The following is a 25218-nucleotide window of genomic DNA, read 5'->3' as shown; positions in this document are numbered from 1 at the left end:
GTGACTACCGTAATTCTGAAACCCGACGAACCCGTGGACGTTGCGTTACGCCGTTTCCGTCGCGCGATCGAGCGCACCGGCCTGATTCCGGAGCTTCGTGCCCGGACGGCCTATGAAAAGCCTACCGCAGTACGCAAGCGCAAAAAGGCCGCTGCTGTGGCACGCCTGCGCAAGCAGATCAAACGGTCGTTGCCGCCGAAAAAGCGGTACTGACCGGGAACTGCCGGGCATCCCGCGTAACCTCCGCTCGTTCTCCGCATGGGAGGCTGCCGAGGCCAGGCAGGGAATGGCACGCCGGTCCTGGTGCTAGTCGTGTGGCCCGGCGACACTCTTGTTGATCAGGTCGAGGAGCCGGGACGCGGCGAAAGGCTTGCGCAGAAAGGCCCGAAATGCACCCGGGTCAGGCGGCTCCACGATGGCCGAGATGAGCACGACCGGGACCATCGAAAGCCGGGGGTCGTCAGCGAGGGCTCTGGCCAGTTCGAGACCATTCATGAGAGGCATCATGTAATCGGTGACGACTAGTTCTGGCGGTTGCGAACGCGCGAGCGCCAGCGCTTCTGCGCCATTGTGTGCCTGAGCCACCCGATGGCCTTCGGACTCGATTAGCCAGACCAGGGCATCGAGCATGCGCGCATCGTCCTCTACCAGCAATATCGTGGCCACGTACCGCCCCTGCTTTTGCGTTTCAGGACGATCCTGAACCACCGGTGCAAAAGCCAACTCGCGTGTCCTTAAGTGCATACCATCGGCTTCCTATGCACGCAGTAGCGTCTGGCTGTCGTTTCGAAGGTCTGGTTCGTTTGTCTGTCAAAAGCACGCGTTTTTTCAGCGTGCATCTGCGAAAGTTGGCTGTGAAGCATTTTTCATTCCCGCCCGACCTTCCGCGCCATCTGCACAGCAGGACATCAACTGGCCGCCTCAGCCTTTCGCCACCAACCCCACATCGGACTGGGCATCTAGCGCGGGCCATCACCGGATGCGCCGTCAAAGCGCACGCGCGCGGCATGGATGTCGGGATAACGACGATCGGCCCAATCGATGAGGGCCGCCATTGGGTCCAACAGGGATTGGCCTAGCGGAGCCAGACGATATTCGACGCTTGGTGGGCTGGTGGGAAAAACATGACGGGTGATGAGTCCGTCGCGCTCCAGATCGCGCAGTGTCTGGGTAAGCATGCGCTTGGAAATGTCCGGGATGGCCCGGTGAAGTTCACTGAAGCGCTGCGATCGCGTCGCGAGCTCCATGATCATAAGCATGCTCCATTTATCGCCGATGCGGTCGAGCACGTCACGAATCGCGCAGTGTGCGGCCTGGGCGTCGGCCAGTTCACGTTGATATCGGCTGAATCTCTCGATCGCATTCTGGGCGGTGCTCATTCGGGTTCCCCTTGACTCTTCTGGTAACAAAAAACTGCCTCCTTCCGGCGCGAGGCATCGGTCTCTATGATAGACCTGCCCTCAAACGAAGACCGCTCCTCAGTTAGCCGCAACCGCAGCCGCAGAAGTGTTGGCGTTAGGGGCAATTCCAATTTCAGGAGAAATACATGCTTTTGGTAATGGGAATTACGGGACGCGCAGGCGGCGCAACGGCCAAACATCTGTTGGCGCAAGGCCGGAAAGTACGAGCGCTGGTCCGCAATCGCGAGAAGGCGACGAATTGGGCGGATCAAGGTGTGGAACTCATCGACGGAGACTGGAATGATGCAGCCGCCGTAGAGAGGGCGCTCGAAGGGGTCGACGGCGCATTCGTCATGCTGCCGGCTGTCTGGGCACCCTCGCCTGATTTCAGGGAAGCAAAGAGCGTGATCGCGACCTATGTCGAGGCGCTGACCAGGGCAGCGCCGCCGCGGGTGGTTGTGCTGTCGTCGATGGGGGCAAACAGAACCAGCGGGCTGGGACTGATCACGGCCCTGTCGCTTCTGGAGCAAGGACTGCGCCACCTGACGCTGCCGATCGCCTATGTGCGAGCCGGCGGGTTTTTCGAAAACTTCCTTTACGGCCTGCACGTCGCCCAGGGCGGCACGCTACCCGTCTACTACAACCCGACGAGCCGGAAGTCGACCATGGTCGCGACCGACGATATCGGCGCCGGGGTGACGACGCTGCTGACCGGGCCGGCGTGGTCCGGGCATCGCGTCGTCGAGCTTGGCTCGATGGTCAGCGCCGATGAAGTCGCGGCCCAACTGGGCGAAGTCTTGCAGCGTGACGTCAAGGCCATTCCCATCCCGCGGGCCGGGTGGCCTGCAGCGTTCGAACAGTTCGGCGTCCCGAAGGGACAGACTGGACCCGCGGAAGCGATGTTCGATGCCGTCAACGCGGGCTGGATGGATCTCGGCGTCGCGGGTACGGAGCACATCGCGGGCACGACGTCTCTTCGTGATGTCTTTGCGGCGGCCCACAAGGCCACTACGGCATGAACAACGAAGATCGGCCGTCTCGTCGAACAGACGGCCGCACCGGTCCTCCGCTGCGCACTCAACAGAGAAGGTAGAACGCATGTCCAAGATTTCCTGGCGCCAGATATTACCTTTGGTTCTTGCCGCGCTTTTCGTCGTCGGATCGCTCAGCAACATCGTCGCCCCGCGATCCATCTTTGAGGAATACCTGAAGTGGGGATATCCGCACTGGTTCCATTTCGTGACTGGTCCGCTGGAACTCATGACGGCCCTTCTGCTCGCGCGAGCACGGACGAGGCTGTGGGGCGCGGCGCTCGGCTGCACCGTGATGTTGGCTGCGCTGGCAACCGTCGCAGTGCACGGCGAATACGAACACGCGGTGGCGCCACTTGTCGCGGCGACACTATCGATTGTCGTCGGCTGGATTGCCTGGCACGAGCGGCTCGCTACCGGTTCTTTGGCTCAGGCCTAAACCTTACGCGGCCTTCAAGAGCTACACAGCATGCTGTAAGTGCGTTTACCAGCCTCTGCGAAAGGCTGCCATCACCCTATTGGACCTAAGTCCTATTGCGCAACCCGCGAGTCTGCCAAATATTGTTGGCACGACCACGCACTGGGTGCCCGGTCAAATCGATCTGGATTGCCGTATCGCCAGACGAAAAGGCTTCGCCTGCGGCGCCACAATCCTCGCCTCACTTTCCTGTGTGAATTCGACCTTAACCCTTGATGGAGGTGATCATGCACAGACGTTCTGTTTTGAAGACAGGTGCCGCAACGCTAACGATCACGGGACTGTCGTTGACCAGTTTCTGGGCGCCGGTGACTGCGGCCGTTGCCGCAGAGTCCAATGCAGCAAAGCGCCACGAAATCGACGCAAAGGTCAATGAAACACTGTCGCGGCTGTTCGAGACAGTCAGTGGCTCAAAGGAACTCGTCGGCAAGGCGAATGGCGTACTCGTATTCCCGTCTGTCATCAAGGCTGGTTTCGTCGCCGGGGGAGAATACGGCCAGGGCGCTTTGCGGATAGGCGGGAAAAGTGTCGGCTACTACAGCACGGCGGCGGCCTCATTCGGCTTGCAGGCAGGTGCGCAATCCAAGGCTGTCATCTTTCTGTTCATGACGCACGATGCGCTTAACAGCTTCCGCAACTCGAAAGGCTGGTCGGTCGGTGGCGAAGGATCGGTTGCGCTGGTGAAGGTCGGAGCGAATGGCCAGATTGATACGACTACGGCTACCGCGCCGGTTCAAGCCATTGTGATGACCAACGCCGGATTGATGGGCGACGTGTCACTGTCCGGCGCCAAGATTTCGCGACTGAAAATCTGAAGTGAGTCTCGCCCCGGCGCGGGCAATCCGTGCTGCAGGTAGTTGAAATACGCACGGATAGCCCGTCTCCCTCGCATGCTCTTGAATCCCAATGTCGGCTCGACTCCAGGCGTTCGCCTGGAAGCTCACGTCGGCCAGGTCCTGCCCGGACGATAACCATCGGCAACTTCCACCTCTTTCAGGCCGAGCGCCCTGGCGACCTCCTTCTTCGTGGCGAACCGGGCGGTAACGTGAAATTTCGTGGTGCTCTGGCGCATTCGCCCGATACCATACGCACCCTTCTCGTTTTCCTTGACGATGATATCTGCCGGATGAGCGGCTTCCCCACGGAAGTCTTCCGACTCAAAATCGACATGCTGACGATTTTTGATGTTGGTTTCGGCAGTTCGGTCGAGATCGTAGGCCACTAACCAGGCATTACCGGAAATTGCCTGCCCCGGCCGATAGGACTGTTCAAGGTCAAACACCCACAGCGCTGCCCCGTTATGCGACATGAGCTTTTCCTCCACCGCGGTGAGTGCGTGCTGCCTGGGAATCCAGCGAAACAAGCTCCACATTTTTGTCGCCATGAACGTCTCCGCGGGTGTTGTCGGACTCAAAGCATCTGTCGCGACCGGGTATCAGGTGCTTATTAGAACAGTTCGCTAGCCGGATTATTCCGTGCGTCTGCAGGTTGGCTTGCTGCCATTCGCAAACCAGTATCGGCAGCTGGTTGCAGAGGTACAACGGTCGTATTGTCCGTGAAATGGCGCACGGCGCCTTAGTGTCATTCTCACGGCGAGACTCCGAACAGCTGGAGGACCACACCACGCAACCAGCGATTCCCGGCCTCGTGATGATACCGGGCATGCCAATGTTGCCGGACTGCGAAACCATCCACGGGGACCGGGCACGAATGTACTGCCAGATCGTTGGCCTGCGCGAGGATTTCGCCAATGTGACGAGGCAGCGTAGCGATCAGATCGGTCGTCTTGACGATCGTGCCGAGTCCCAGGAAACCGGGCAGCTGCAGCACGACGTCACGCTCGATCCGCTCGCGCGCCAGCGCCTGTTCGAGCAGTTGCGCACCCGTGCCCGATTCGATGGCGACATGCCCCGCCGCGCGGTACTGCTTCAAACCGAGCCGCGCGCGAACGCGCGGATGGTGCCGGTTCGTCAGACATACCCAATCCTGTTGATAAAGCTGCTGCTGGTAGATGCCGCCACTTAGCCAGGGCACATAGCCAATAGCCAGATCGGCCTCGCCCGACTCCAGCGCCCGTTCCTACCTTCCATGTGGAGTACATGGCGATCCCCTTGCCGCATATTTCGTGAATCGTGACGAGATACCCGGTCGTAGCCGCCTCAAAATTCATTTTGAAGCAGAAACGAGTAAAAATAGCATGGCACTACTGATCGTTTTATCTGTAGCGCAGAGCAAGCCGCGAATCCATCGGTAAGCGTGCGCGCCCGTGATCGGCTTATGCACCAACGCCGGCATGAACGCCGACACGCATTCGACGAATGTGCGTCACAGCGAAAACTCGACGACTGCGAAGATCGATAAAAAATCGAGTCCCCTGGAACGGGCTCTCGATGGATGCCATTAGCGCGTTTGTCATGGATCACCGTGATCGACGACGAGAACGCCCGTTGTCCACTATGCGTGTTGTGGAGCAGAAAAATGTCTGAAGATAGAGGCTACGGACCACTCTAGTCTATGGAATGCTTTTGTTCAACTTGTCAAATGGTGGCGCAGATCGCTCGCAAGTGAGCGCGTGACCCCGCCGAACATGAGGCCCTGAACGGAGACAATTTTCAGGCACGACACTTCATGCACCGAATCCGGCATTGCAGATTCCCATGTCGGAAAAGCACGGCAGGCGAACCTTTCAAGCCCGGCATTGCGGCAAGGGACTCCGTCATCGCTGACCTGTGAGGCGGTCAGGCGACGACGCCCCGGCACCGTGGCATAACAGGACAAACAGCATGGTTGCCCAGTGAACGTGCGTCGGCTTGCCTACGTACGCTCGAGAGTGCGCACGAGACGATTTCCCACCCCATGACGGCCAGGTACAGCCCTGCCAATAACGGGGAATCCGTCGGGAGCTGCTGCGCATGCTGGTGCGTGTGCGAACTGGTCGACAGAAGCCGGAACGGCTCGCTAACGCGTCAGGTAAGGACTCTCATGGCCCGGCTCATAGGGCCGCGCCTTGATCTCCATGCGCGCAATGCTCTGGAGATGCACCTCGTCCGGGCCATCGGCGAACTTCAATGCACGCCCCCAGGTCCAGCTGTCCGCCAGCGGCGTGTCGGGGCTCAGCCCCATCGCGCCGAAGGTCTGGATCGCGCGCTCGCATACGGCGGTGTGCACGCCCGGCACGAGCGCCTTGATCATGGCGATTTCCTTGCGCGCCTCCTTCGCACCCACGTTGTCGATCATCCAGGCCGCCTTCAGCACGAAGAGCCTTGCCTGATCGATTTCGATACGCGACTTCGCAATCCACTCGCCAACGGAGCCGTGCTGATAGAGCTTCTTGCCGAACGCCGTGCGCGCCTGTGCGCGCTCGATCATCAGTTCGAGCGCCAGTTCGGCGGCGCCAATCGAACGCATGCAATGGTGAATGCGGCCCGGTCCGAGACGCGCCTGGGCGAGCGCGAAACCGCTGCCTTCTTCGCCGAGCAGGTTCGAGCGCGGCACGCGCACACCCTTGAATTCGATCTCGCAGTGGCCTTCGGGCGCCGTGTGGTTGACCACCGTGATATTGCGGATGATCGTCACGCCCGGCGTATCGCGAGGCACGAGAATCATGCTTTGCTGACGGTGCGCGGGCGCGTCCGGGTCGGTTTTGCCCATGACGATGAACAACTGGCAGTTCGGGTGCGCCGCGTTCGTGATGAACCATTTGCGGCCGTCGATCACATAGTCGTCGCCGTCGAGTCGAATCGACGTGGTGATATTGGTCGCGTCCGACGACGCCACTGCCGGCTCCGTCATCGCAAACGCCGAACGGATCTTGCCGTCGAGCAGCGGCTCGAGCCACTTCGTGCGCTGCGCGGGCGTGGCGAACATATGGAGCAGTTCCATGTTGCCCGTGTCCGGCGCATTGCAATTAAACACCTCGGAGGCCCACGACACGCGCCCCATGATCTCGGCCAGCGGCGCGTACTCGAGATTGGTCAGACGCGTGCCCGGCTCGTCGTCGCGCAGATGCGGCAGGAACAGGTTCCAGAGGCCTACCGCACGCGCCTTCTCCTTCAGGTCTTCCATGAAGGAAACGGGATACTGCCCCGCGCTCACTTCTTCGTGCCATTGGTGGATGCGCGGCACGATATGCGCGTCCATGAACGCGCGCAACTGCGTGCGCAGCGCTTCGACTTTCGAGCTATAGGCAAAGTCCATCTTGCTCTTCCTTGAATCGTGGTGAATGTCGTGCGGCGCGTGGGTCGATAACGCGCCGATCCCATCGTCAAATCGTCAGGCCACCGTCGACGACGATGCACTCGCCGTTGGTGTAGCTCGCCGCGTCGGAGACGAGATAGAGCACGGTGCCGGCCATCTCGCGCGGCTCCGCATGGCGGCGCAGCGGAATCTTCGTCATCCAGCTTTCGTACAGGGCCTGGTCTTCGAACAGGGCCCCGGCGAATTTCGTCTTGGTGAGGCCCGGCAGCAGCGCGTTCACGCGGATGCCGAACGGTCCGCACTCCTTGGCAAATGCCCGCGTCATGTTGACCACGGCGGCCTTAGTGATCGAGTAGATGCCCTGCTTGTCGCCGGGCTGCAGCGCATTGACGGAAGCCGTATTGACGATCGCACCGCCGCCGTGCTCGCGCATCAGCTTGCCCGCCTCGACCGACATGAAGAAGTAGCCACGCAGGTTGACCTCCACCGTCTTTTCGAACGACGACAGATCGGTGTCGAGAATGTGGCCGAAATACGGATTCGCCGCCGCGTTGTTCACGAGGATGTCCAGCCGGCCATGTTTCGAGCGGACGTGCTGGAAAACGCCTTGAATGTCGTCGAGACGCCCCACGTGGCACGGATACGCCTCGGCGCTGCCGCCCGCTTCCCGGATGCTGCGCGCCACGGTCTCGCAGTCGTCGAGCTTGCGGCTCGACACGATCACATGGGCGCCCTGTTCCGCGAGCAGCTTCGCGATCTCTTCGCCGATGCCACGGCTCGCGCCGGTGACCAATGCAATCTTTCCGCCCAGATCGAACAAATCAGTAGTCACAACTGTCTCCTCAATGTAGTCGCGTGTCCGCGTCAAATGCCTGGCGTCAGATGACATCCACACCCATCTTCGCGAGCGCACCGGCCATTTCACCCACCTGGCGCGCCTTCTCATGCGATGCGTTGCCGCCCAGCGCACGTTTCTTCACACCCTGCGCGATGGCGGCCAGCCGGAAGAAGCTGAACGCCAGGTAAAAATTCCAGTGCTCGATCGGCCCGATTCCCCGCAAGCGGCAATACCGCTCGACGATCGCGGCCTCGTCCGGCACGCCAAGCGCCGCCCTGTCCAGCCCCGCGAGACCACCGATATGGCCTTTGGGCGGCAGCCGCAGGCACATGCAGAAGTACGCGAGGTCGGCGAGCGGATTGCCGAGCGTGGAGAGTTCCCAGTCGAGCACGGCGCGAACCTTCGGCGTGCCGCGGTGGAAGATCAGGTTGTCGATGCGAAAGTCGCCGTGCACGAGCGAAGGCTTGCCCGCTTCGGCCGGACAGTGCGCCGGCAGCCAGTCGATCAGCGCTTCCATGGCGTCGAGGTCGTCGGTCTGCGCCGCGCGATATTGCTTCGTCCAGACTTCGATCTGCCGTGAGAAGTAGTTGCCCGCGCGGCCGTAGTCGGCGAGGCCAACGGCCTCGACATCGACATCGTGCAGGGCCGCCATCGTGCCGATCAGCGCGTCGTACACAGCGCCGCGCGCTTCAACGGGCAACGCTGGCAACGACGGGTCCCAGTAGATTTCGCCCTCTTCGAAGCTCATCACGTAGAACAGGCTGCCGATCACGTCGCGGTCTTCGCAAAGATGCAAGGCCCGCGCAACGGGAACCGGCGTGTTGCCGAGCGCGCTCAGCACGCGGAATTCGCGGTCCACCGCATGCGCGGACTTGAGCAGTTCGCCCGGCGGCTGACGCCGCAGCACATAGCGGCCGCTTTGCGCCTCGAGAAGAAACGTGGGGTTCGATTGTCCGCCAGCGAACTTCTCGACGACCATCGGCCCGTGAAAGCCGGGCACGTGCGCGGTCAGATAGCGCGCGAGTGCATCGGCATCGAACTGAAGACTTGCATTCATCATGGAGCGGGAATCCGGATTCGAATCAGCCATAGGTGACGTGTTCGCGCCTCTCGGCCTGTTCGAGATGCGGCAAGGTGTTGAAGGTGAGCAGCGACATGGCGCTGTCGTTGAAGACGTACTGGCTCACGCTGCTGTTGCGGATCTGCATGTTGAGCGCGATGGCGGCGGCAGCCGGCGCCTGCAGAACCTGCTGCGTGAACACGGCGATCGGTCCGCCCGAACTCACCACCAGAATGCGCTTGCCGCCGCTGCGCTGAATGGCGAGACGCGCACGCTCGCAGCGCGCCTGGAACTGCCCCCAGGTCTCGGGAATGCGCCCGGGCAGCTTATCTTCGGACCAAAGCTGCAAGACCTGCTTGAGCCCCTTGTAGAAGTGCTTCATCGAGCCTTCGGCCAAAAGCCCGGGCGCGAGTCCGCTCTCGCCGAGCGCGGAAAAGAGGGCTTGAAAATCGTACTCGTTCAGATCCGCGTCCTGTACGACCTCCACTGTCGCGCCGCCCATCGCGGTGAGCAACGCGTCGGCGGTCTGCGCGTGGCGCCGCATCGTGCCGGTCACGACACGATCGAACGTCAGCCCCGCCTGCGCGCAATATTCGCCCAGCCAGCGCGACTGGGTAACACCGCAAGCTGAAAGCTCGTCATAGTTTTCGGCGCCGAACGACGCCTGCCCGTGCCGTACCAGGAAGAGTTCCGCCATGCCAACCTCATCTGAACATGACGGCAACGATACTGGCACACAGACTATTCAGGAAATTTATTCTGGTGATACTGCGCCATAACGATTCGTGACACCTACGGTCGCTGCTTGCGCATGAGACGGCCAATCTGCTCGCGCAGCCAGCGATGCGCCGGATCGGCCGTGACGCTGCGGTGCCAGTAGCCATGCGTCTCGAGATCGGGGAGATCGAACGGCAGCGCCAGGATGCGTGCGTCATAGCGCTTGAGCAACATGAGAGGCGCAGTCAGGACGAGATCAGTGCGCATCGCGATCAAGGGCGCGACGAGATAATGCTGAACGCGGGTCTGGATGGTGCGGCGGAGTCCCAGCTTGTTGAGTTCGGCATCGACGAGACCGGGTCCCTGCCGGCGGCTGGACACATGGATATGGCCCAAGCGCAGGTAGTCGTCGATCGTGAGCTTCTTCCTCGCGAACGGATGGCCCTGGCGCAGCATGCACGCATAACGGTCGCGGCCCATCGGCTCCTGCTCGAGGTACGGATCGTCGATGAGCGGCGCGTCGATCGCCAGATGGACCGCGCCGCTCGCCAGCGCTTCGGGAACGTCGCGGCGCGTCGTGAAGTAGCTCTCGATGCGGATGCCCGGCGCAAGACGCTGCAACACCTCCTCCAGCGCAGGCAGCAGCATGGTCTCGGTCAGGTCGTTCATGCTGAGCCGGAAGGTTCGCTGCGACGAGGCCGGATCGAAGCGTTCACCGGCGTGGGTGCTCGAATCGAGCAACTGCAGCGCCTCGCGCACGCGCCCAATGATATTTTCGGAAACCGGCGTGGGCATCATGCCAGCCGGCGTGCTCACGAACAACGGATCGTCGAATGCCTTGCGCATGCGCGCGAGCGCGTTGCTCACGGCGGGCTGCGTGATGAACAGCAACTCCGCCGCGCGCGTGAGGTTACGCGTTCGATAGACGGCCTCGAACACGACGAAGAGATTCAGATCGACTTTGGATGGGCGCATGGCCCCGAGCCTAACCGGCCCATCGCAATGCCGTCAATCGAGCGCGGATCGCGTCGTCTCGAACGTCAGTCCGCATACCCCGGACAGGCTCGATCGAGCCGGCGCAGCAGTCCGGGCCAGACGAGCGCCCCTGGCATGACGCCGCGCGTCACCGCCACGATCTGCTGCTTGAAGCCGTCGAGAATCGGCTGCGCGATTGGCGTCAGCTTTGTGCCGCCCGACTGCGCGCGCACCTGGATCATGCAGGCCGCCTCGAAGAAGTACATCGCGACAAAGGCGTCCGCCGGCGTGCTGCCGACAGTCAGCAGTCCGTGGTTACGCAACATCAGATACATCTTGTCGCCGAGGTCTCGAACCAGACGCGGCTTTTCGGCTTCGTTCAGGGCAAGGCCCTCGTAGTCGTGGTAACCGAGCGACGCCAACACCCCGAGCGACTGCTGCGAGAGCGGCAGCAGTCCCGCCTCCTGGGCCGACACGGCAACGCCGTTGATCGAATGGGTGTGCATCACGCAGTGCGCGTCGTCACGTGCTGCATGCACGGCGCTGTGAATCGTGAAGCCAGCCGGATTGATGTCGTACGGCGACTCGCTGGCCTTGCGGCCGTCGAGGTCGATCTTCACCAGCGAGGACGCCGTGATTTCCTCGAACATCATGCCGTACGGGTTGATCAGGAAATGATGCTCCGGGCCGGGCACGCGCGCCGAGATATGGGTAAACACCAGATCGTCCCAGCCGAACAGCGCGGTGAGGCGATAAGCAGCTGCCAGATTGACGCGCGCCTCCCATTCGGCGGGTGACACGTCGTTCTTGACATTGACACAGGGTGAAGCCATGTCGACGCTCCTTGGTTGGGTTTCGTGAACTCCAGAGAGTCCTCATGATGCGTGCGGACTCGCCGAAAGATTGTCGGCCAGGCGACAACTCCATTCAACCGCGGCTGGCACATGCCATTCGATAGCGCTCGTTTAAGGCATCGCCTTGTGATCCCAGGGCGGTTCGTCGCCAAACGTCTCCGCGAGGTAATCGACGAACCGGTGCACCTTGAGCGGTATGCGCCGCACGCCCGGATACACCGCCTGAATCGCCAGCTCGGTCGCGCGATAGTCCGGCAGCAGCGCCACCAGTTCGCCGCGCCCGAGGTGCTCGCCGAACACGAAGGTCGGACCATAGGCGATGCCGGCTCCGGCCAGCGCGGCACCGAGCAGCATCTGTGTATTGCTGGCCGCCAGCCGGCACGGTCCGTCGATGACGTGTGCGCGGCTGCTCGCGTCGAGCAGGGTCCAGTCGCCGGCCGAGACGGCCTCGCTGAAGGCGAGGCGCTGCGCGCGCCGCAGGTCGTCGGGAGTGCGCGGGGTGCCATGGCGCTCGAGATACGCGGGCGACGCACACACGACCATCCGGCACGGTGCCAGCCGGCGCGTCACGAGTCCCGGGTCCTGCAGCCGTCCGATCCGGATCGCGACATCGACGCCCGCATCGATGAGGTCAACGTAGCGGTCCCCGAGCAGCACCTCCACGTTCACGTGCGGATGGTCCTCCAGATAGCGCGCGACGACCCCGCCCAGATGCATCGCGCCGAACGTCACCGGCGCGGCGACGCGCAGCACGCCGCGCGCCGTGAGCTGGGAATCGCTTGCCTCCCGGTTCGCTTCGTCGAACGCTTCGAGAATCCGCTTGCAGCGCTCGTAATAGGTGTGGCCGACATCGGTCAGGCTCAGGCGCCGCGTCGTTCGCTGGAGCAGCCGCGCATTCAGTTCGGCCTCGATTGCGCTCACGTGCTTGCCGGCCATCGCGGCCGACAACCCGAAGCGCCGCGCCGCCGCGGCGAGGCTGCCCTCCTCTACGGCGGCGACAAAGACGCCGAGACTCGTCAGTCGGTCCATTGCATCCTCCGATTCGATCATCCGATTATCGGCTGACCACACTGGAACGGCAATTATCAAAGCCAAGGCTTGAATCTACGATGCATCCATCACCCAACCGGGAAGGAGCCTGGAAATGGAAATCGAGTCGAACGGCACGCGGATACACGTCAGGCAGCAAGGCAGCGGCGAGCTGGCGCTGGTGTGCCTGCACTACTACGGCGGCTCGTCGCGCACATGGGATGGCGTAGCGAGCGAACTGTCCGACCGCTATCGGATCGTGGCCACCGATCACCGCGGCTGGGGCGATTCCGAGGCGCCTGCTGACGGCTACCGGATCGCCGATCTCGCCGCCGACGCCGAGGGTGTCATCGAGGCGCTGGGTCTGCCGCGCTACGTCCTCGTCGGGCATTCGATGGGCGGCAAGGTCGCGCAACTGATCGCATCGCGTCGGCCAGACGGGCTCGAAGGCCTCGTGCTCGTGGCGCCATCGCCGCCGTCGCCGATGATGCTGTCGGACGAGCAGCGCGCGACGTTGACCGGCGCGTATCAATCGCGCGCATCGGTCGAATACGTCATCGATCACGTGCTGACCGCAAAACCGCTCGACGCCGCCCGCCGCGAGCAAGTCATCGAGGACAGCCTGAAGGCCGCGCCGCAGGCCAGGGCGGCCTGGCCGAACGTGGCCATGCGCGAAGACATCACCGAAGCGGTGGCATGCATCGACGTGCCGACCATCGTCATTTCAGGCGAGCTTGACCAGGTGGATCGCGTGGCGACGCTGCAGGCGGAACTGCTGCCGCGCATCCCGCACGCGGCGATGCACATCCTGCCTGGAACGGGACACTTGTCGCCGCTGGAGGCGCCGGCCGACGTGGCGCGGGTCATTGCGCGGTTCGTCGGCGCGATCCAGGATCGCGCCGACGCATGCCGCGCACACCTCAACCCCCTTGGGCAAACACCTCGCGCGCCGCGAACAGGCCGTTGAGCGCCGCCGGAAAGCCCGCATAGACGGCCATCTGCATGATCGTCTCGACGATCTCCTCGCGCGTGAGGCCCACATTCAGGCCCGCCGCGATATGGACCTTGAGCTGCGGCTGCGCGTGGCCGATCGCCGTAAGCGCCGCGATGGTGGCGATCTCGCGCGAGCGCAGGTCGAGACCCGGCCGCGCGTAGATGTCGCCGAAGGGAAATTCGAGCAGATACTGCGCGAAATCCGGCGCGATGTCGGCAAGCGAGTCGATCACGTGCTCGCCGCCGCTGCCGTCAATCGCCGAGAGCATGCGCTTGCCTCTTGCGAGGCGGCTTTCCTGGTGGGCGTCGCTGTGCTGATTCATCGTGGTGTGCATTCTCGTTCCTTTGCATGGCGTGGGAATAACCTTCGATCTTGTTGTCGAGGACGAGAAGACACGCCTGGAGTTCCGCCACCTGCGCACGCACCGCTTCGCGATGCGCCGCCAGCAATTCGCCGCGCTCGCGCTCGGTTGCCTTGCCCGCCGCACGCAGTTGCGCATAGCGCAACATGCCCTGAATCGGCATGCCCGTGGTCTTCAGACGGCCCAGAAACTCGATCCATTCGAGCACCGAGCGGTCGTAAGCACGCTGGCCCGTTTCGTTGCGCACCGCATAGGGAATCAGCCCGATGCGTTCGTAGTAGCGAATCGTGTGGGCCGAAAGGCCCGTGAGCGCGGCCAGTTCGCCAATCTTCATGCGCTTCTCCTCATCGACGTTCTGAATGGTGAGACTTCGAGTGCACTCCAGGTCAAGCTTTTTTTGCGCGGGCGTGTCCCTGCACAATAGACCCGAGAAAACGAGCAATAGACTTGAGAACTCTTGCCCCTGCCCTGCCAATAGAACTCGAAAATTAAAATGACAATGGAAGTTTTCTAGTCGACCTGGTCCCGGCGGCCCTCATGCACGTGCAATCGCTGCGCCAACAGTAGGCTTCGGACACGGGATGACCGAAGGCCCATTGTCCACGCGAAGTATATGTCTGGCGTCGCGAAAGTCGCGCGTGGGGCTCTCTGTCCCGGTCAGGCGAGCCCGCTGGAGGCGTCGCACGGAGCACCCAGCGCAGCGAGTTTCGCCATACACGCTCGTCTCACTGATGCCGAGGACGCCATGGCAAGCGCCACATGATTGAGGCGTGGGGCGCGGGTGCGTCGATTCTCACGCGGATTGAGGGGGTGACGCCGCGGTCACTCGTGCACTGAGATTGACTGTACGAACGGGGCCCCGAGCAGCCCGGGATTGATCTGCACGTCGTACCTGTTCTCGAAAGAATCGTTGTGCCGATAGGCCAGCGAGCACGGCATCGGTAAAGTGCGGATCCGTTTGTCGTCCAGGACGACTGGTGTCGACGCGTCAAGGACGAGTGCGCAGGACGTGTGTTTTCCGTGCGTGATGTGGACAGTGCCGTCGACGGCGAGCGATAGCACCGGCACTACGCGCGCGCCGGCATAGTCATTCAAAAGAATGCAAATTGCGCTACTGAAAAACACCGAACTGAAGACACCCCACATCACGACGTCGAGCGCGACCGCTCCCACCCGAACGCACGCGTCTAAGGCAAAGTGCGCCCTCTACGTCGCACTGCGTGCGCATTCGCGAGGAGCGGCTCGCGGACTGGATGTTGACTGAACGACGACCGGGTTCGACGGCCAGTTTTTGCTGGCTCTCGCTGAGCAACTCGTTCAAGACGTGTCCCCTGAAATTGGCTTCTACATCTGCCACGTCGCCGTTTTGCGCGCTCGCGGGCTACGAATACGTCGTGAGCCCCCTCATGGTCTCGCGCGTGCATCTCAGTGCCGCACCCCGCGAGCGCGCTGCCCGATCATGGCCGCAGCTGCCGTCCCCGTCAGCAGCTTTTTCCTTCTCATCTTGACCGCCCCCGCGGCCAATGTGGAATGCAGTCTAGGAGTTGTAACAAGACGTAACAAGCCGAACCAGACGAATAGCGTGGGCAAGCTCACACAGCCTGTCGCGCCTCCCATCAATCACTGCTGGCCTATCAAGTCGACGGCGACCGTTATACCTTGGAAGCTGTCATTGGCATGGCGCTGAATCCTGTGACCGTTTGGGCTCGACTAGAGCCGCCATTCAGCACGATATTCGCTGGCCCCGCAGCCGGTCCGCGTGGTGCGTCAGGGCGTCCCTTGCCTTGTGACCCATGGGCGCCGCAAAGCGCAAGCGGCTCAAAAAAGACGGCCCTGTGCTTCCAGTCGGCTATCATGCCATTCCTCTCCGAAGTCGCTCCTTATGATTTCCGTCCGTAATGTCACGCTGCGCCGCGGCGTTAAAGTCGTGCTCGACCGCGCGTCCGTCACTTTCACCCCCGGCGAAAAGATTGGTCTTGTCGGCCGCAATGGCGCCGGCAAGTCGTCCTTCTTCGGCCTTCTCAACGGTACGCTGCACGAAGACAGCGGCGAGTCCTCGATTCCAGCTGCATGGAGGATGGGCCAGGTCGCACAGGAAATGCCGGAGACCGAGCAGGGCGCGACTGACTTCGTAGTCGAAGGTGACACCGTGCTGCTCGCCGCACAGGCCGAAGTCGCCGCCGCCGAGGCCAGCGACGACGGCATGCGCATGGCGCACGCCTACATGGCCCTGCACGACGCCGGCGCACACGATGCCCCCGCACGTGCCCAGGCGCTGATCCTGGGACTGGGCTTTACGGCCGCGCAGCTTGATCAGCCGGTCAACAGTTTTTCCGGCGGCTGGCGCATGCGACTGCAACTGGCGCGCGCGCTGATGTGCCCGTCCGACCTGTTGCTGCTCGACGAGCCAACCAATCACCTTGACCTGGACGCGCTGGTTTGGCTGGAAGCCTGGCTCAAGCGCTATCAGGGAACCCTGGTCGTGATCAGCCATGACCGCGAATTCCTCGACGCGGTAACGCAGGTGACGGTGCACGTCGACAACGCCAAGCTGGTGCGCTATGGCGGCAACTACAGCAAGTTCGAAGACATGCGCGCCGAGCAGCTCGAGTTGCAGCAGGCCGCGATGGCCAGGCAGGCGGACAAGATCGCCCACCTGCAGAAGTTCATCGACCGTTTCAAGGCCAAGGCCTCGAAGGCAAAACAGGCGCAGAGCCGGGTCAAAGCGCTCGAACGCATGGAGAAGATCGCACCGGTGCTTGCGGAAGCGGAGTTCAACTTCGAATTCAAGGAACCCCTCAACGTCCCGAACCCGCTGTTGTCGATGCTGGAGGCGAGCTTCGGCTACCCCGCGCCGGCTGACGCACTGCCGGGCACGCCGCCTACGGTCATCGTGCGGGGCATCAATCGTTCCGTGCTGGCCGGGCAGCGCATCGGCATTCTCGGTGCCAACGGCCAGGGCAAGTCCACACTCGTGAAGACGGTAGCGCACGCGCTGAAGCCGATTGCCGGCGAAATCAGCGAAGGCAAAGGCCTGAACATCGGCTATTTCGCCCAGCAGGAGCTGGACGTGCTGCGCCCGCTCGACACGCCGATGGAACACATGATCCGCCTCGCCAGGGACACACCGGCGCACTTGCGCGCCCCAGGCCAGAGCGGCACCGAGCAATCGCTTCGCACCTTCCTCGGCACCTTCAACTTCAGTGGCGACACGGTCCACCAGGCAGTGAGCACGATGAGCGGCGGCGAAAAGGCGCGGCTCGTGTTGTGCATGATCGTGTGGCAGCGCCCCAACCTGCTGCTGCTCGACGAGCCTACCAACCACCTCGACCTTGCTACACGCGAAGCGCTGGCCATGGCGCTCAACGAATTTGAAGGCACGGTGATGCTGGTCAGTCACGACCGGGCCCTGCTTCGCGCCGTCTGTGACGAATTCTGGCTGGTCACCAAGGGCGGCGTCGAACCCTTCGACGGTGATCTGGACGATTACCAGCAGTTCCTGCGCGACGAAGCCCGTCGCATGCGAGAGCAGGCCGACGCAGAGCAGAAGGTTATCGCCTGAGATCCAGCCCAGGATTTCGGTAGGGGTTGTCGAGCAGCGGCAATTGCGCCTCGATCGTCGCGAAGAGTCCGCGAGTGCTGCGATGCGATCGCATGCGAATTGTTCCGTACAGACTTTACTGTGCGCGATTCACATCGACCTCATTGAAGACGTGCTCGCCACGGCCTCCTGGGAAGAACTGGGACGCGGTTGGAGCCAGCGTGACGGAGAACCGGACCGTAGCAAACATGCTGCGGATATTCAGGGCCGCGAAAGCAGCGAAGTTCAGTGTTTTCATCTCGCCACATTATTTTTATCCGACCGATCGCGCATGGAAATTCAATGGCCCGCTCGAGACGGACGAGTTCGCGAGCGCACAGGTGTGGTGCACCGGGAGCCATGACCAGAGGTTCATTCCGCGTAGCTCAGGAGCAAGCAAACGCAACCTGCTAAACTCGCCGGTTGCTGGTCTTTATGTCCTTGTGTATGCCTATCGTCAAGAGCAGTTCGAAGGGTGGCCTCGTTTACTCCACAGACGGCGGGCGGATGTGCCCCGAGTGCCGGCGCACGGTCGCAGAATGTATATGCAAGACGATTGCCAGTACACAACCCGCAGGGGACAGCGTCGCGCGGGTAGTTCGCGAGACCAAAGGTCGAGGCGGGAAGAGCGTGACGGTCGTGAGAGGGTTGGCGCTCGACCCCGTCGCCCTGGCCTCGCTGGGCAAACAGTTGCGCGCCGCCTGCGGCTCGGGTGGAACGGTCAAGGATGGCACGATTGAAGTGCAAGGCGACCATTGTGACCGTATTATCGAAGAGCTCAAAAAGTCCGGTCATCGGGTGAAGCGCGCCGGGGGCTAATTCCTTCGGTTGGCGCAGGCAAAAAGCGCAATCGACCACGCTCGGGCGGTAACACGCCAATATCGTCTATCGGGAACGTCATCTCGCAAGCGAGCGCTGCCCGTCACTGTCATCCAATCCACCACGGATCGATCCCACCACTCTCTGGGCGCGCGGATGACGACACAAGCCGCGCGAGACGGATAGCGCCAGACAAGATCATGCGCCCGTTCAAACACGTGTGACTTCGGCTGTCGGGGCCAGGGTATTCGCGAGACATCAATCATGCTGCAGAGGGACAAATGAAGAAAGGAAAGACGAAACTCACGCGTCTTGATGCTGAACGACTCTTCGAGGGGCTTCCCGCCTCGAACGCAACTACGTCGAGTCGGCCCGAGAACCCATTCGACGCAGGGACGTTCACCGAGATCAGGCGCGTCGACGACGAAGCCAAACTCTGGAAAGACAACCTCATTACGCTCCCGCTAGCGATCGCATTGCCTGCTGGATACGCGTCGATATCCGCCTTGCGCGAGGCGATGGTGCGCGCATGGCGCGTGAGGTGGGTACGGGAGGAGGAAAGCCAGGTTGTCGCCGAATTTCCTGAGGGATGGACTGCCGTTCGTCCGCAAAGTGGCCCCATAGAGTTGCGCGATTCCACTGGCGTGGTCCGCGCCCTTTTTGGGTGGGCCGAGGACGCTGAACTCCGGATTCTTCCTAGGTATCTGGTTGAGTCGCAGGCGAACAGTTCAAGCGGGCTCGGCAGCCTGGTTGTCCGTGATCGAGGAAACGGCCAGATTCTTGAGAGATCGTCAATCTGGTCCGCGAAAACGGGTACCCATCATCCGGATTGGGGCCGGCTGTCACTGTGGCTCAGTTCACGTTACCCACAACATGGCGATCCGCTGCGCTACTGGAAGGATTGCGAGGAGAATATCAATAATTAGGCGAGTTCTGCGGGCCCCGTTCCTCGGGCGCAAACTACCGTATCCGAACTTGAGGGCGCTCCAGCAGTCTCTATGCGCCTTTCAGCCAGGGCATTTCCACAGGTGACACCACCAATTGTCGGAACTCACGCTCCAGTTCGAAGATGAACCCGACCAGGATCATGGAATCGGCATAGGGAATCGGGAATACGTGAGGATTTTCTGCAGCACGTAGCCGGCACGTGGACGTGTCCGCCGTCGTTGCGGCGTTTTCGCGGACGCTTTCCAGTTCGTCAGCCATTGCCTGCCCACTTACTCCCGCGCGCTCGTAGCGCCCCTGCACCGCTTCGAGAGCGGCAATGGCCGAATGGTCCGCCACGTGCAGATGCGCGCAGTCGATCGTGATGTGAGCGGGATCGTTCTGCATATCGAATAGCATCTGGAAGTGGGTGGCCGAGGCGAAAAACAGCGTGCCGCGCGGCGCATACACGCGCTCGCCCGACGCCGTATCGCGAATATCGCAGCGGAATTCGCGCGCATGGCCTCGCGTTCATCATTGCGCGCGCGCAGTTCGAGCACTTCAAGGTGCCCGGTCCGCAGGGGCCGCAATGGATGCGCGGCCCGGCGCTCGCGCTCATGGCGGGGCTCGTCGCGTTCACCGTGGCGATCGTGTTCGTGCTGCCGCGCGTGACGAAGGCCGCGCCGCCGGCGCTCGTGGCCATCATCGGCGTGGGGTTGACGAAGCCGGGCATCACCGGATGCGGCACCATGCGGATCAGCTTGCCGAGGCGCAGCGCGCCGAACAGCATCATGACGAGGCCGCTCAGCACGACCGTGGCGAACAGATACTGCGGCCCATGCTGAACCACGAGCGCGACGATCACCACGGCCATCGACCCGGTGCCGCGCCCGAAATCATCCCGGGCCGGCCGCCGAACAGCGCCGTGATCGTGCAGATGAAGAACGCGCCGTACAGGCCCGCGAGCGGGTTGACGCGCGCGACGAGTGCGAAGGCGATTCACTCGGGCACGAGCGCAAACGACGACGTGATGCCGGCGAGCAGTTCGCTACGCAGCAACGAAGAACGGGAAGAACGGCGCGAGCCGGAACGGTCGGATTCCATGTAGCGGTATGGATTTACAGCGGATTGGCTGGATGTCGTTGCCACGCCCCACGCGTCGCGTTGGCTCGAAGGGGGGGCGGGGACAAGGCGGGGTGCGAGGCGGCGGCATGGCGCCGCCTCGAGGGCCCGCGAGGTCCGTGCGGCGCTCGCGGGTGAGCGTGCGCCATGATCCGGACGGGCGAAAGGGCGCATCCTGGCATGACTGCCGTCAGGTTGCCGGCGAGGCCGCGGGTTGGGCGGACGGCTCAGGGCGCCTTGAAGAGCCGCTCGCAGGCGAAGTCGACGAACGCGCGCAGGCGCGGCGTAAGGTGCCGGCTGGAGGGCCAGAGGATCGAGAACTGGCCCGGCGCTTCGCAGGCCGCGTCGAGCACCGTTGCGAGCGTGCCCGCCGCCAGCGCGTCGCGAGCGAGGAAGTCCGGCATGTAGCCGATGCCGAAGCCCGCCTCCACCGCCCCGCGCAAGGCCTCCATGTTGTTGCAGACGAGCGCGGCGCGTAATGCCGGCGGCGCGTCCTTTCCCGTGGCGAGGTCCCACGGCTGGAGCTTGCCCGTCGTGGGAAACCGGTAACGCACGCACGCGTGCGCTGCGAGATCGCCCAGCGTGCGCGGCACGCCCGCGCGCGCGAGATAAGCGGGCGCCGCGGCAAGCACGAAGCGAAACGGCCCGAGACGCCGCGCCATCAGGCTGGAATCGTTGAGCGCCCCGCTGCGGATGGCGGCGTCGAAGCCGCCTTCCACGAGATCGACGAGCCGGTCGTTGAAGTCCAGATCGAGTTCGATTTCCGGGTAGCGCTGCGCGAATTCGGGCAGCACCGGCAGCAGAAAGCGATAGCCGATGGCGGGCAGGCTCACCCGCAGGCGCCCGCGCGGCGTCTGGGCTGCCGCCGAAAGCAGTTCCCGCGTATCGCGCAATTCTTCGAGCATGCGATGGCAGCGCTCGTAGAACAGTTGCCCTTCCTCGGTGAGTGTGATGCGGCGTGTCGTGCGGTGAAAGAGCCGCACGCCGAGCGACTGCTCGAGCCGCGCAATGCTCTTGCCGACCGCCGAGGCCGAGATGCCGAGTGCGTGTCCCGCCTCGACGAAGCTGAGCGCCTGCGAGACGCGCACGAAAGCGACGATGCCGTTGAGATTGTCCATAGCGTATTCGAGTCGTCCCGCGCGCAACGATTCGCGAATCGCATTCCGCAATCTGCGGAACGCCAGCCTGTTTTTCTGCGCACGCTTGCGCATTATCGTAGTTCGCTCCGGCCGGCGCGCGCCCGGCGACCTCTGGAGCCTTTTTCGTGACGATTTCCCGCAACGACAACGAGGCGTCGCGCCGCGTCGCCATCCTGGCGGCCGTCTGCCTCGCCGGCCTCGCCTTGCCGCTCGCTTTCTCGGGTGGGGCCGTGGCCACCCCCGCCATCGGCCGCGCGTTCGCGCGCGACGCCGCCAGCGCCCCCGCCGCCCTCGCCTGGGTCACCAATGCGTTCATGCTCGCCTTCGGCAGTCTGCTGATGGCGGCAGGCACGCTTGCGGACCAGTACGGGCGCAAGCGCGTGTTCGCATTCGGCGTGACGGGTTTTACGCTGGCTTCGCTTGCGCTCGCGTGTGCGCCTACGCTCCTCTCGCTCGACCTGCTGCGCGCGGCGCAAGGCGTGTCCGCCGCGGCGGCGCTGGCAGGCGGCACCGCGGCGCTCGCGCAGGAGTTCGACGGCCACGCCCGCACCCGCGCATTCAGCTTGCTCGGCACGACCTTCGGCCTCGGGCTCGCGTTCGGGCCCGTGATCGCCGGGCTCCTGATCGAGCGCCTCGGCTGGCGCGCGGTGTTCGCGACCGGCGCCGTGGCAGGCGCGTTCGCGCTCGTATTCGGTGTACCACGCATGCGCGAGTCGCGCGACCCGAACGCGCGCGGACTCGACTGGCCCGGCACGCTCACCTTCACGGCAACGCTTTCGTGCTTCACGTACGGCGTGATCGAAGCACCCAGCCGCGGTTGGACCGAGCCCCTCGTGGCGGGTTTGCTGGCCGCTTCCGTGCTGCTGGCGTGCGCTTTCGTGGCAATCGAAAGACGCATCGCGCGCCCCATGCTCGATCTCTCGCTCTTTCGCTATCCGCGCTTCGTGGGCGTTCAGCTGCTGCCCATCGCGACCTGCTTCTGCTACGTCGTGCTGCTCGTCGTGCTGCCGCTACGGCTCATCGGCGTAGAGGGCTACCGCGAGATCGACGCGGGCTGGCTCATGCTCGCGCTCTCTGCGCCCATGCTGGTCGTGCCGCTCGCGGCGGCGGTGCTCACGCGCTGGCTCTCGCCGGGCGTGGTCTCGGGCATCGGCCTGGCCATTGCGGCCGCGGGGCTGTACGCGCTGGCGCTGGCGTTGCGCGGCGGTGCGAATGCGTCCGCGATCGGGCCGATGCTCGCGATCGGCACCGGCGCGGCCATGCCCTGGGGCTTGATGGACGGCCTCTCCGTGAGCGTCGTGCCGAAGGAGCGCGCGGGCATGGCCACCGGCATCTTCAGCACGACGCGCGTGGCGGGCGAAGGGATCGCGCTGGCCTGCGTGAGCGCGCTGCTGGCCGCGCTCACGCAAACCCGGCTGCTCGCAGCGGTCCACGTTCATGCCGACGCGGGCGCGCTTGCGCAGACGTCGGCAAGACTCGCGGCGGGCGACCTCGCGCAGGCTGCGGCGTGGCTGCCGGGAGTGCCAGTGTCCGCGTTGCGTGCGGCCTATGCCGATGCCTTTTCGGTGCTGCTGATGGGGCTGGCTGCGCTGACGCTTGGCTGCGCTATCGCGGTGCTCGTGTTCCTGGGGCGGACGCGCGCAGCAAGCGCCGTGCAAGCGGATTTGCCGGAGCACACCGCAACGATCGTGCATGAAGGAGGCGAGGCACACTCCCGTTCGCGTGTTTGATACGATTCGCTCCACCCGCCCCCACAGCGAACCCCATCATGGCGCGTGAAAACTTCAGCGATCTTCTTGCGTTTCTCGCCGTCGCGCGCGAGCGCAGCTTCACGCGCGCGGCCGCGCAGCTCGGCGTCTCGCAGTCGGCGCTGAGCCACACCATCCGCAGCCTCGAAACGCGCCTCGGCCTGCGTCTGCTCACGCGCACCACGCGCAGCGTCGCCACCACGGAAGCCGGCGAGCGGCTCTTTCAGGCGCTCTCGCCGCGCTTCGAGCAGATCGACGCCGAGCTTGCCGCCCTCACCGAACTGCGCGACAAGCCCGCGGGCACCATCCGCATCACCGCGATCGATCATCCCATCGACACGGTGATCTGGCCGAAGCTGCGCCCGCTCGTCGCCGACTATCCCGACATCAAGGTCGAGATCACCGTGGACTACGGCCTGCGCGACATCGTCGCCGATCGCTACGATATTGGCGTGCGCCTGGGCGATCAGGTCGAGAAAGACATGATCGCGGTGCGCATCGGGCCGGACGTCAAGATGGCAATCGTCGGTTCTCCCGATTATTTCGCCACGCACAAGGCGCCGCGCGCGCCGCAGGATCTGCTCAAGCACAACTGCATTACGCTGCGGCTCACGTCGTCGGGTGGCCTGTACGCATGGGAACTCAAGAAAGACGAGCATGCGCTGCAAGTGCGCGTGGACGGCCAGCTCACGTTCAACGCCATGCCGCAAATGCTCAACGCCGCGCTGGACGGTCACGGCCTCGCGTTCGTTCCCGAGAACGCCGCGTTGCCGTTCCTCCGCGCAGGCCGCCTGAAAAGCGTGCTCAAGGACTGGTGCCCGGTATTTCCGGGCTATCACGCGTTTTACCCGAGCCGGCGACAGTCGTCGCGCGCGCTCGCGCTCGTGATCGACGCGCTGCGCTATCGCGCGTAGCGTAGCGCGCCCTGGTGCCGATTAACTACCGGACTTGCGCCCTTCGACCGGATAGCCCGGATCCGTATATCCCGGCGTAGAGGCATGCCCCGGCGCCACGAGGCTGTCGACGAACGTTTCGTCATCGGGGCCGAGCTGGAGGTTCAGCGCGTCGATATAGCTGTCCCAATGCGCTTCGGTGCGCGGACCGGCGATCGTCGAACTGACGTGGCGATTCTTGAGCACCCAGGCGAGCGCGAACGCGACAGGCGTCGTGCCGCGCTGCGCGGCGTAGTTCGCGATCTCGCTCGCAATCCGCAGTGACTCGGTGCGCCACTCCGTCTGGTGGATGCGCCGGTCGCCGCGGCCCGCGCGACTGTCGCCGGGCGGCGGTGCATCGACGGCGTACTTGCCGGTCAGTACGCCGCGCGCGAGCGGACTATAGGGCACCACGCCCAGCCCGTAATGCGCGGCCGCGGGCAACTGCTCGACCTCGGCCGTTCGATCGACGATGTTATACAGCGGCTCGCTTGCCACGGGCCGGTCCATGCCCATCTGGTCCGCGAGGCGCACGATCTCGGCAATGCGCCAGCCACGGAAATTCGACACGCCGAAGTAGCGCACCTTGCCCTGGCGGATCAGATCGCCCACGGCGCGCACGGCTTCGTCGAGCGGCACGTCGGGCAGCGCGCGGTGAAAGTAGAGGATGTCGATATAGTCGGTCCCGAGGCGCTTCAGGCTCGCCTCCACCGACTGGTAGATCCACTTGCGCGACTGCCCCTGCTCATTCGGCCCCTGTGCGAACGGGAAACCGAATTTCGTCGCGACGACCCAGCTGTCGCGCTGCGCCGCGATGGCGCGGCCGACGATTTCTTCCGAGCGGCCCGCGTGATACACGTCGGCCGTATCGATGAAATTGATCCCCTGTTCGAAGGCCTTGTCGATGATGCGCTTCGACGCGGCCTCGTCGGTCTCGCCGCCGAACATCATCGCGCCGAGGCACAGCGGGGAAACCTTGAGCGCACTGCGGCCCAGATTCCGATAGTCCATATCCTCTCA

The 25218-nt window shown here is 63.5% G+C and carries 25 protein-coding genes and 4 pseudogenes; 12 read left to right on the top strand and 17 right to left on the bottom strand.

The window, feature by feature from the left end:
* Positions 1–213 carry a 30S ribosomal protein S21 gene (rpsU, locus tag AB4Y42_RS12045; protein ID WP_158761989.1) on the top strand — a complete coding sequence of 71 codons (213 nt, stop codon included), beginning with the start codon at positions 1–3 and terminating at the stop codon, positions 211–213.
* 93 nt (positions 214–306) lie between these two features.
* On the opposite strand, the gene AB4Y42_RS12040 is transcribed toward rpsU, so the two are convergent.
* Together AB4Y42_RS12040 and AB4Y42_RS12035 are read right to left on the bottom strand one after the other, a co-directional pair.
* On the bottom strand, positions 307–723 hold the full coding sequence (locus AB4Y42_RS12040; protein ID WP_368688822.1) for a response regulator: 417 nt from the start codon (positions 721–723) through the stop codon (positions 307–309).
* Positions 724–959: 236 nt separating this feature from the next.
* Entirely contained in the window at positions 960–1379 is a 420-nt protein-coding gene (locus AB4Y42_RS12035; protein WP_368694284.1) for a winged helix-turn-helix transcriptional regulator, read from the bottom strand.
* A gap of 167 nt (positions 1380–1546) precedes the next feature.
* Here AB4Y42_RS12035 and AB4Y42_RS12030 point away from each other — a divergent pair, with 167 nt between their 5' ends.
* The 3 genes from AB4Y42_RS12030 (at position 1547) to AB4Y42_RS12020 (ending at position 3724) form a co-directional block, all read left to right on the top strand.
* Positions 1547–2419, top strand: coding sequence for an NmrA family NAD(P)-binding protein (locus AB4Y42_RS12030; protein ID WP_368694283.1), 873 nt, complete (start codon positions 1547–1549; stop codon positions 2417–2419).
* A gap of 79 nt (positions 2420–2498) precedes the next feature.
* Positions 2499–2870, top strand: a complete 372-nt coding sequence (locus AB4Y42_RS12025) for a DoxX family protein (RefSeq protein ID WP_368694282.1) — start codon at positions 2499–2501, stop codon at positions 2868–2870.
* A 266-nt stretch (positions 2871–3136) separates the two neighbouring features.
* Positions 3137–3724 carry a YSC84-related protein gene (locus tag AB4Y42_RS12020; RefSeq protein WP_368688818.1) on the top strand — a complete coding sequence of 196 codons (588 nt, stop codon included), beginning with the start codon at positions 3137–3139 and terminating at the stop codon, positions 3722–3724.
* A gap of 125 nt (positions 3725–3849) precedes the next feature.
* Here the strand turns inward: AB4Y42_RS12020 and AB4Y42_RS12015 are convergent, their stop codons facing one another.
* From AB4Y42_RS12015 to AB4Y42_RS11975, 9 genes and pseudogenes are all read right to left on the bottom strand, one after another.
* Complete coding sequence (locus AB4Y42_RS12015; RefSeq protein ID WP_368688817.1) at positions 3850–4293, bottom strand: hypothetical protein; 444 nt, start codon at positions 4291–4293, stop codon at positions 3850–3852.
* Positions 4294–4496: 203 nt separating this feature from the next.
* Positions 4497–4988, bottom strand: a pseudogene (locus AB4Y42_RS12010) (LysR substrate-binding domain-containing protein); the annotation flags it as partial.
* Between the two features lie 879 nt (positions 4989–5867).
* Positions 5868–7106 (bottom strand): acyl-CoA dehydrogenase family protein, encoded by a 1239-nt coding sequence (locus tag AB4Y42_RS12005; RefSeq protein ID WP_368694281.1) that lies wholly within the window; start codon positions 7104–7106, stop codon positions 5868–5870.
* Positions 7107–7173: 67 nt separating this feature from the next.
* Complete coding sequence (locus tag AB4Y42_RS12000; protein WP_368694280.1) at positions 7174–7938, bottom strand: SDR family oxidoreductase; 765 nt, start codon at positions 7936–7938, stop codon at positions 7174–7176.
* A gap of 46 nt (positions 7939–7984) precedes the next feature.
* Positions 7985–9004, bottom strand: coding sequence for a phosphotransferase (locus AB4Y42_RS11995; protein WP_368694279.1), 1020 nt, complete (start codon positions 9002–9004; stop codon positions 7985–7987).
* A 22-nt stretch (positions 9005–9026) separates the two neighbouring features.
* A complete protein-coding gene (locus AB4Y42_RS11990; RefSeq protein WP_368688813.1) occupies positions 9027–9701 on the bottom strand; it encodes a histidine phosphatase family protein in 675 nt (224 codons plus the stop codon).
* A gap of 95 nt (positions 9702–9796) precedes the next feature.
* Positions 9797–10696 carry a LysR family transcriptional regulator gene (locus AB4Y42_RS11985; protein WP_368694278.1) on the bottom strand — a complete coding sequence of 300 codons (900 nt, stop codon included), beginning with the start codon at positions 10694–10696 and terminating at the stop codon, positions 9797–9799.
* Positions 10697–10761: 65 nt separating this feature from the next.
* Complete coding sequence (locus AB4Y42_RS11980; protein WP_368694277.1) at positions 10762–11529, bottom strand: class II aldolase/adducin family protein; 768 nt, start codon at positions 11527–11529, stop codon at positions 10762–10764.
* 132 nt (positions 11530–11661) lie between these two features.
* Positions 11662–12579, bottom strand: coding sequence for a LysR family transcriptional regulator (locus AB4Y42_RS11975; RefSeq protein ID WP_368694276.1), 918 nt, complete (start codon positions 12577–12579; stop codon positions 11662–11664).
* Positions 12580–12694: 115 nt separating this feature from the next.
* Between AB4Y42_RS11975 and AB4Y42_RS11970 the strand changes: the two genes are divergently transcribed.
* Positions 12695–13546 carry an alpha/beta fold hydrolase gene (locus AB4Y42_RS11970; RefSeq protein WP_368694275.1) on the top strand — a complete coding sequence of 284 codons (852 nt, stop codon included), beginning with the start codon at positions 12695–12697 and terminating at the stop codon, positions 13544–13546.
* Here the strand turns inward: AB4Y42_RS11970 and AB4Y42_RS11965 are convergent.
* Positions 13500–13841, bottom strand: a complete 342-nt coding sequence (locus tag AB4Y42_RS11965; protein ID WP_368688808.1) for a carboxymuconolactone decarboxylase family protein — start codon at positions 13839–13841, stop codon at positions 13500–13502. The two genes, AB4Y42_RS11970 and AB4Y42_RS11965, sit on opposite strands and share 47 nt — an antisense overlap.
* Positions 13825–14268 (bottom strand): MerR family transcriptional regulator, encoded by a 444-nt coding sequence (locus AB4Y42_RS11960; RefSeq protein WP_368694274.1) that lies wholly within the window; start codon positions 14266–14268, stop codon positions 13825–13827. The genes AB4Y42_RS11965 and AB4Y42_RS11960 overlap by 17 nt, the downstream gene beginning before the upstream one ends.
* 1548 nt (positions 14269–15816) lie before the next feature.
* Between AB4Y42_RS11960 and AB4Y42_RS11955 the strand changes: the two genes are divergently transcribed.
* The 4 genes and pseudogenes from AB4Y42_RS11955 to AB4Y42_RS11940 all read left to right on the top strand — a co-directional run bounded on the left by AB4Y42_RS11955 (position 15817) and on the right by AB4Y42_RS11940 (position 19259).
* Positions 15817–17496 carry an ABC-F family ATP-binding cassette domain-containing protein gene (locus AB4Y42_RS11955; RefSeq protein WP_368694273.1) on the top strand — a complete coding sequence of 560 codons (1680 nt, stop codon included), beginning with the start codon at positions 15817–15819 and terminating at the stop codon, positions 17494–17496.
* 170 nt (positions 17497–17666) lie between these two features.
* Positions 17667–17846, top strand: a pseudogene (locus AB4Y42_RS11950) (cysteine hydrolase); the annotation flags it as partial.
* 115 nt (positions 17847–17961) lie between these two features.
* Positions 17962–18333: a translation initiation factor Sui1 gene (locus AB4Y42_RS11945; protein ID WP_368694272.1), complete on the top strand. Its 372-nt coding sequence runs from the start codon at positions 17962–17964 to the stop codon at positions 18331–18333.
* Positions 18334–18614: 281 nt separating this feature from the next.
* Positions 18615–19259, top strand: a complete 645-nt coding sequence (locus AB4Y42_RS11940; protein ID WP_368694271.1) for a hypothetical protein — start codon at positions 18615–18617, stop codon at positions 19257–19259.
* Between the two features lie 70 nt (positions 19260–19329).
* Here the strand turns inward: AB4Y42_RS11940 and AB4Y42_RS11935 are convergent, their stop codons facing one another.
* Positions 19330–19728, bottom strand: coding sequence for an STAS domain-containing protein (locus AB4Y42_RS11935; RefSeq protein ID WP_368694270.1), 399 nt, complete (start codon positions 19726–19728; stop codon positions 19330–19332).
* Positions 19729–19775: 47 nt separating this feature from the next.
* Here AB4Y42_RS11935 and AB4Y42_RS11930 point away from each other — a divergent pair.
* Positions 19776–19976, top strand: a pseudogene (locus AB4Y42_RS11930) (sodium-independent anion transporter); the annotation flags it as partial.
* Here the strand turns inward: AB4Y42_RS11930 and AB4Y42_RS11925 are convergent.
* Both AB4Y42_RS11925 and AB4Y42_RS11920 read right to left on the bottom strand, forming a co-directional pair.
* Positions 19973–20256, bottom strand: a pseudogene (locus AB4Y42_RS11925) (SulP family inorganic anion transporter); the annotation flags it as partial. The pseudogenes AB4Y42_RS11930 and AB4Y42_RS11925 sit on opposite strands and share 4 nt — an antisense overlap.
* A gap of 350 nt (positions 20257–20606) precedes the next feature.
* Positions 20607–21497, bottom strand: a complete 891-nt coding sequence (locus AB4Y42_RS11920; RefSeq protein WP_368694269.1) for a LysR substrate-binding domain-containing protein — start codon at positions 21495–21497, stop codon at positions 20607–20609.
* A gap of 152 nt (positions 21498–21649) precedes the next feature.
* Between AB4Y42_RS11920 and AB4Y42_RS11915 the strand changes: the two genes are divergently transcribed.
* A complete protein-coding gene (locus tag AB4Y42_RS11915; RefSeq protein ID WP_368694527.1) occupies positions 21650–23248 on the top strand; it encodes an MFS transporter in 1599 nt (532 codons plus the stop codon).
* Between the two features lie 38 nt (positions 23249–23286).
* Positions 23287–24180, top strand: a complete 894-nt coding sequence (locus AB4Y42_RS11910; RefSeq protein ID WP_368688801.1) for a LysR family transcriptional regulator — start codon at positions 23287–23289, stop codon at positions 24178–24180.
* Between the two features lie 21 nt (positions 24181–24201).
* Here AB4Y42_RS11910 and AB4Y42_RS11905 read toward each other — a convergent pair whose 3' ends face one another.
* The gene (locus AB4Y42_RS11905; RefSeq protein ID WP_368694268.1) at positions 24202–25209 is read right to left on the bottom strand and encodes an aldo/keto reductase; all 1008 of its coding nucleotides are present in this window, start codon (positions 25207–25209) and stop codon (positions 24202–24204) included.
* Between the last annotated feature and the right edge of the window lie 9 nt (positions 25210–25218).

Origin of the sequence: Paraburkholderia sp. EG286B (assembly GCF_040965655.1) — a bacterium.
Lineage (GTDB): Bacteria > Pseudomonadota > Gammaproteobacteria > Burkholderiales > Burkholderiaceae > Paraburkholderia.
Note: the sequence above shows the minus strand (reverse complement) of the source record. Positions and strands in the feature narration are given on the sequence as shown.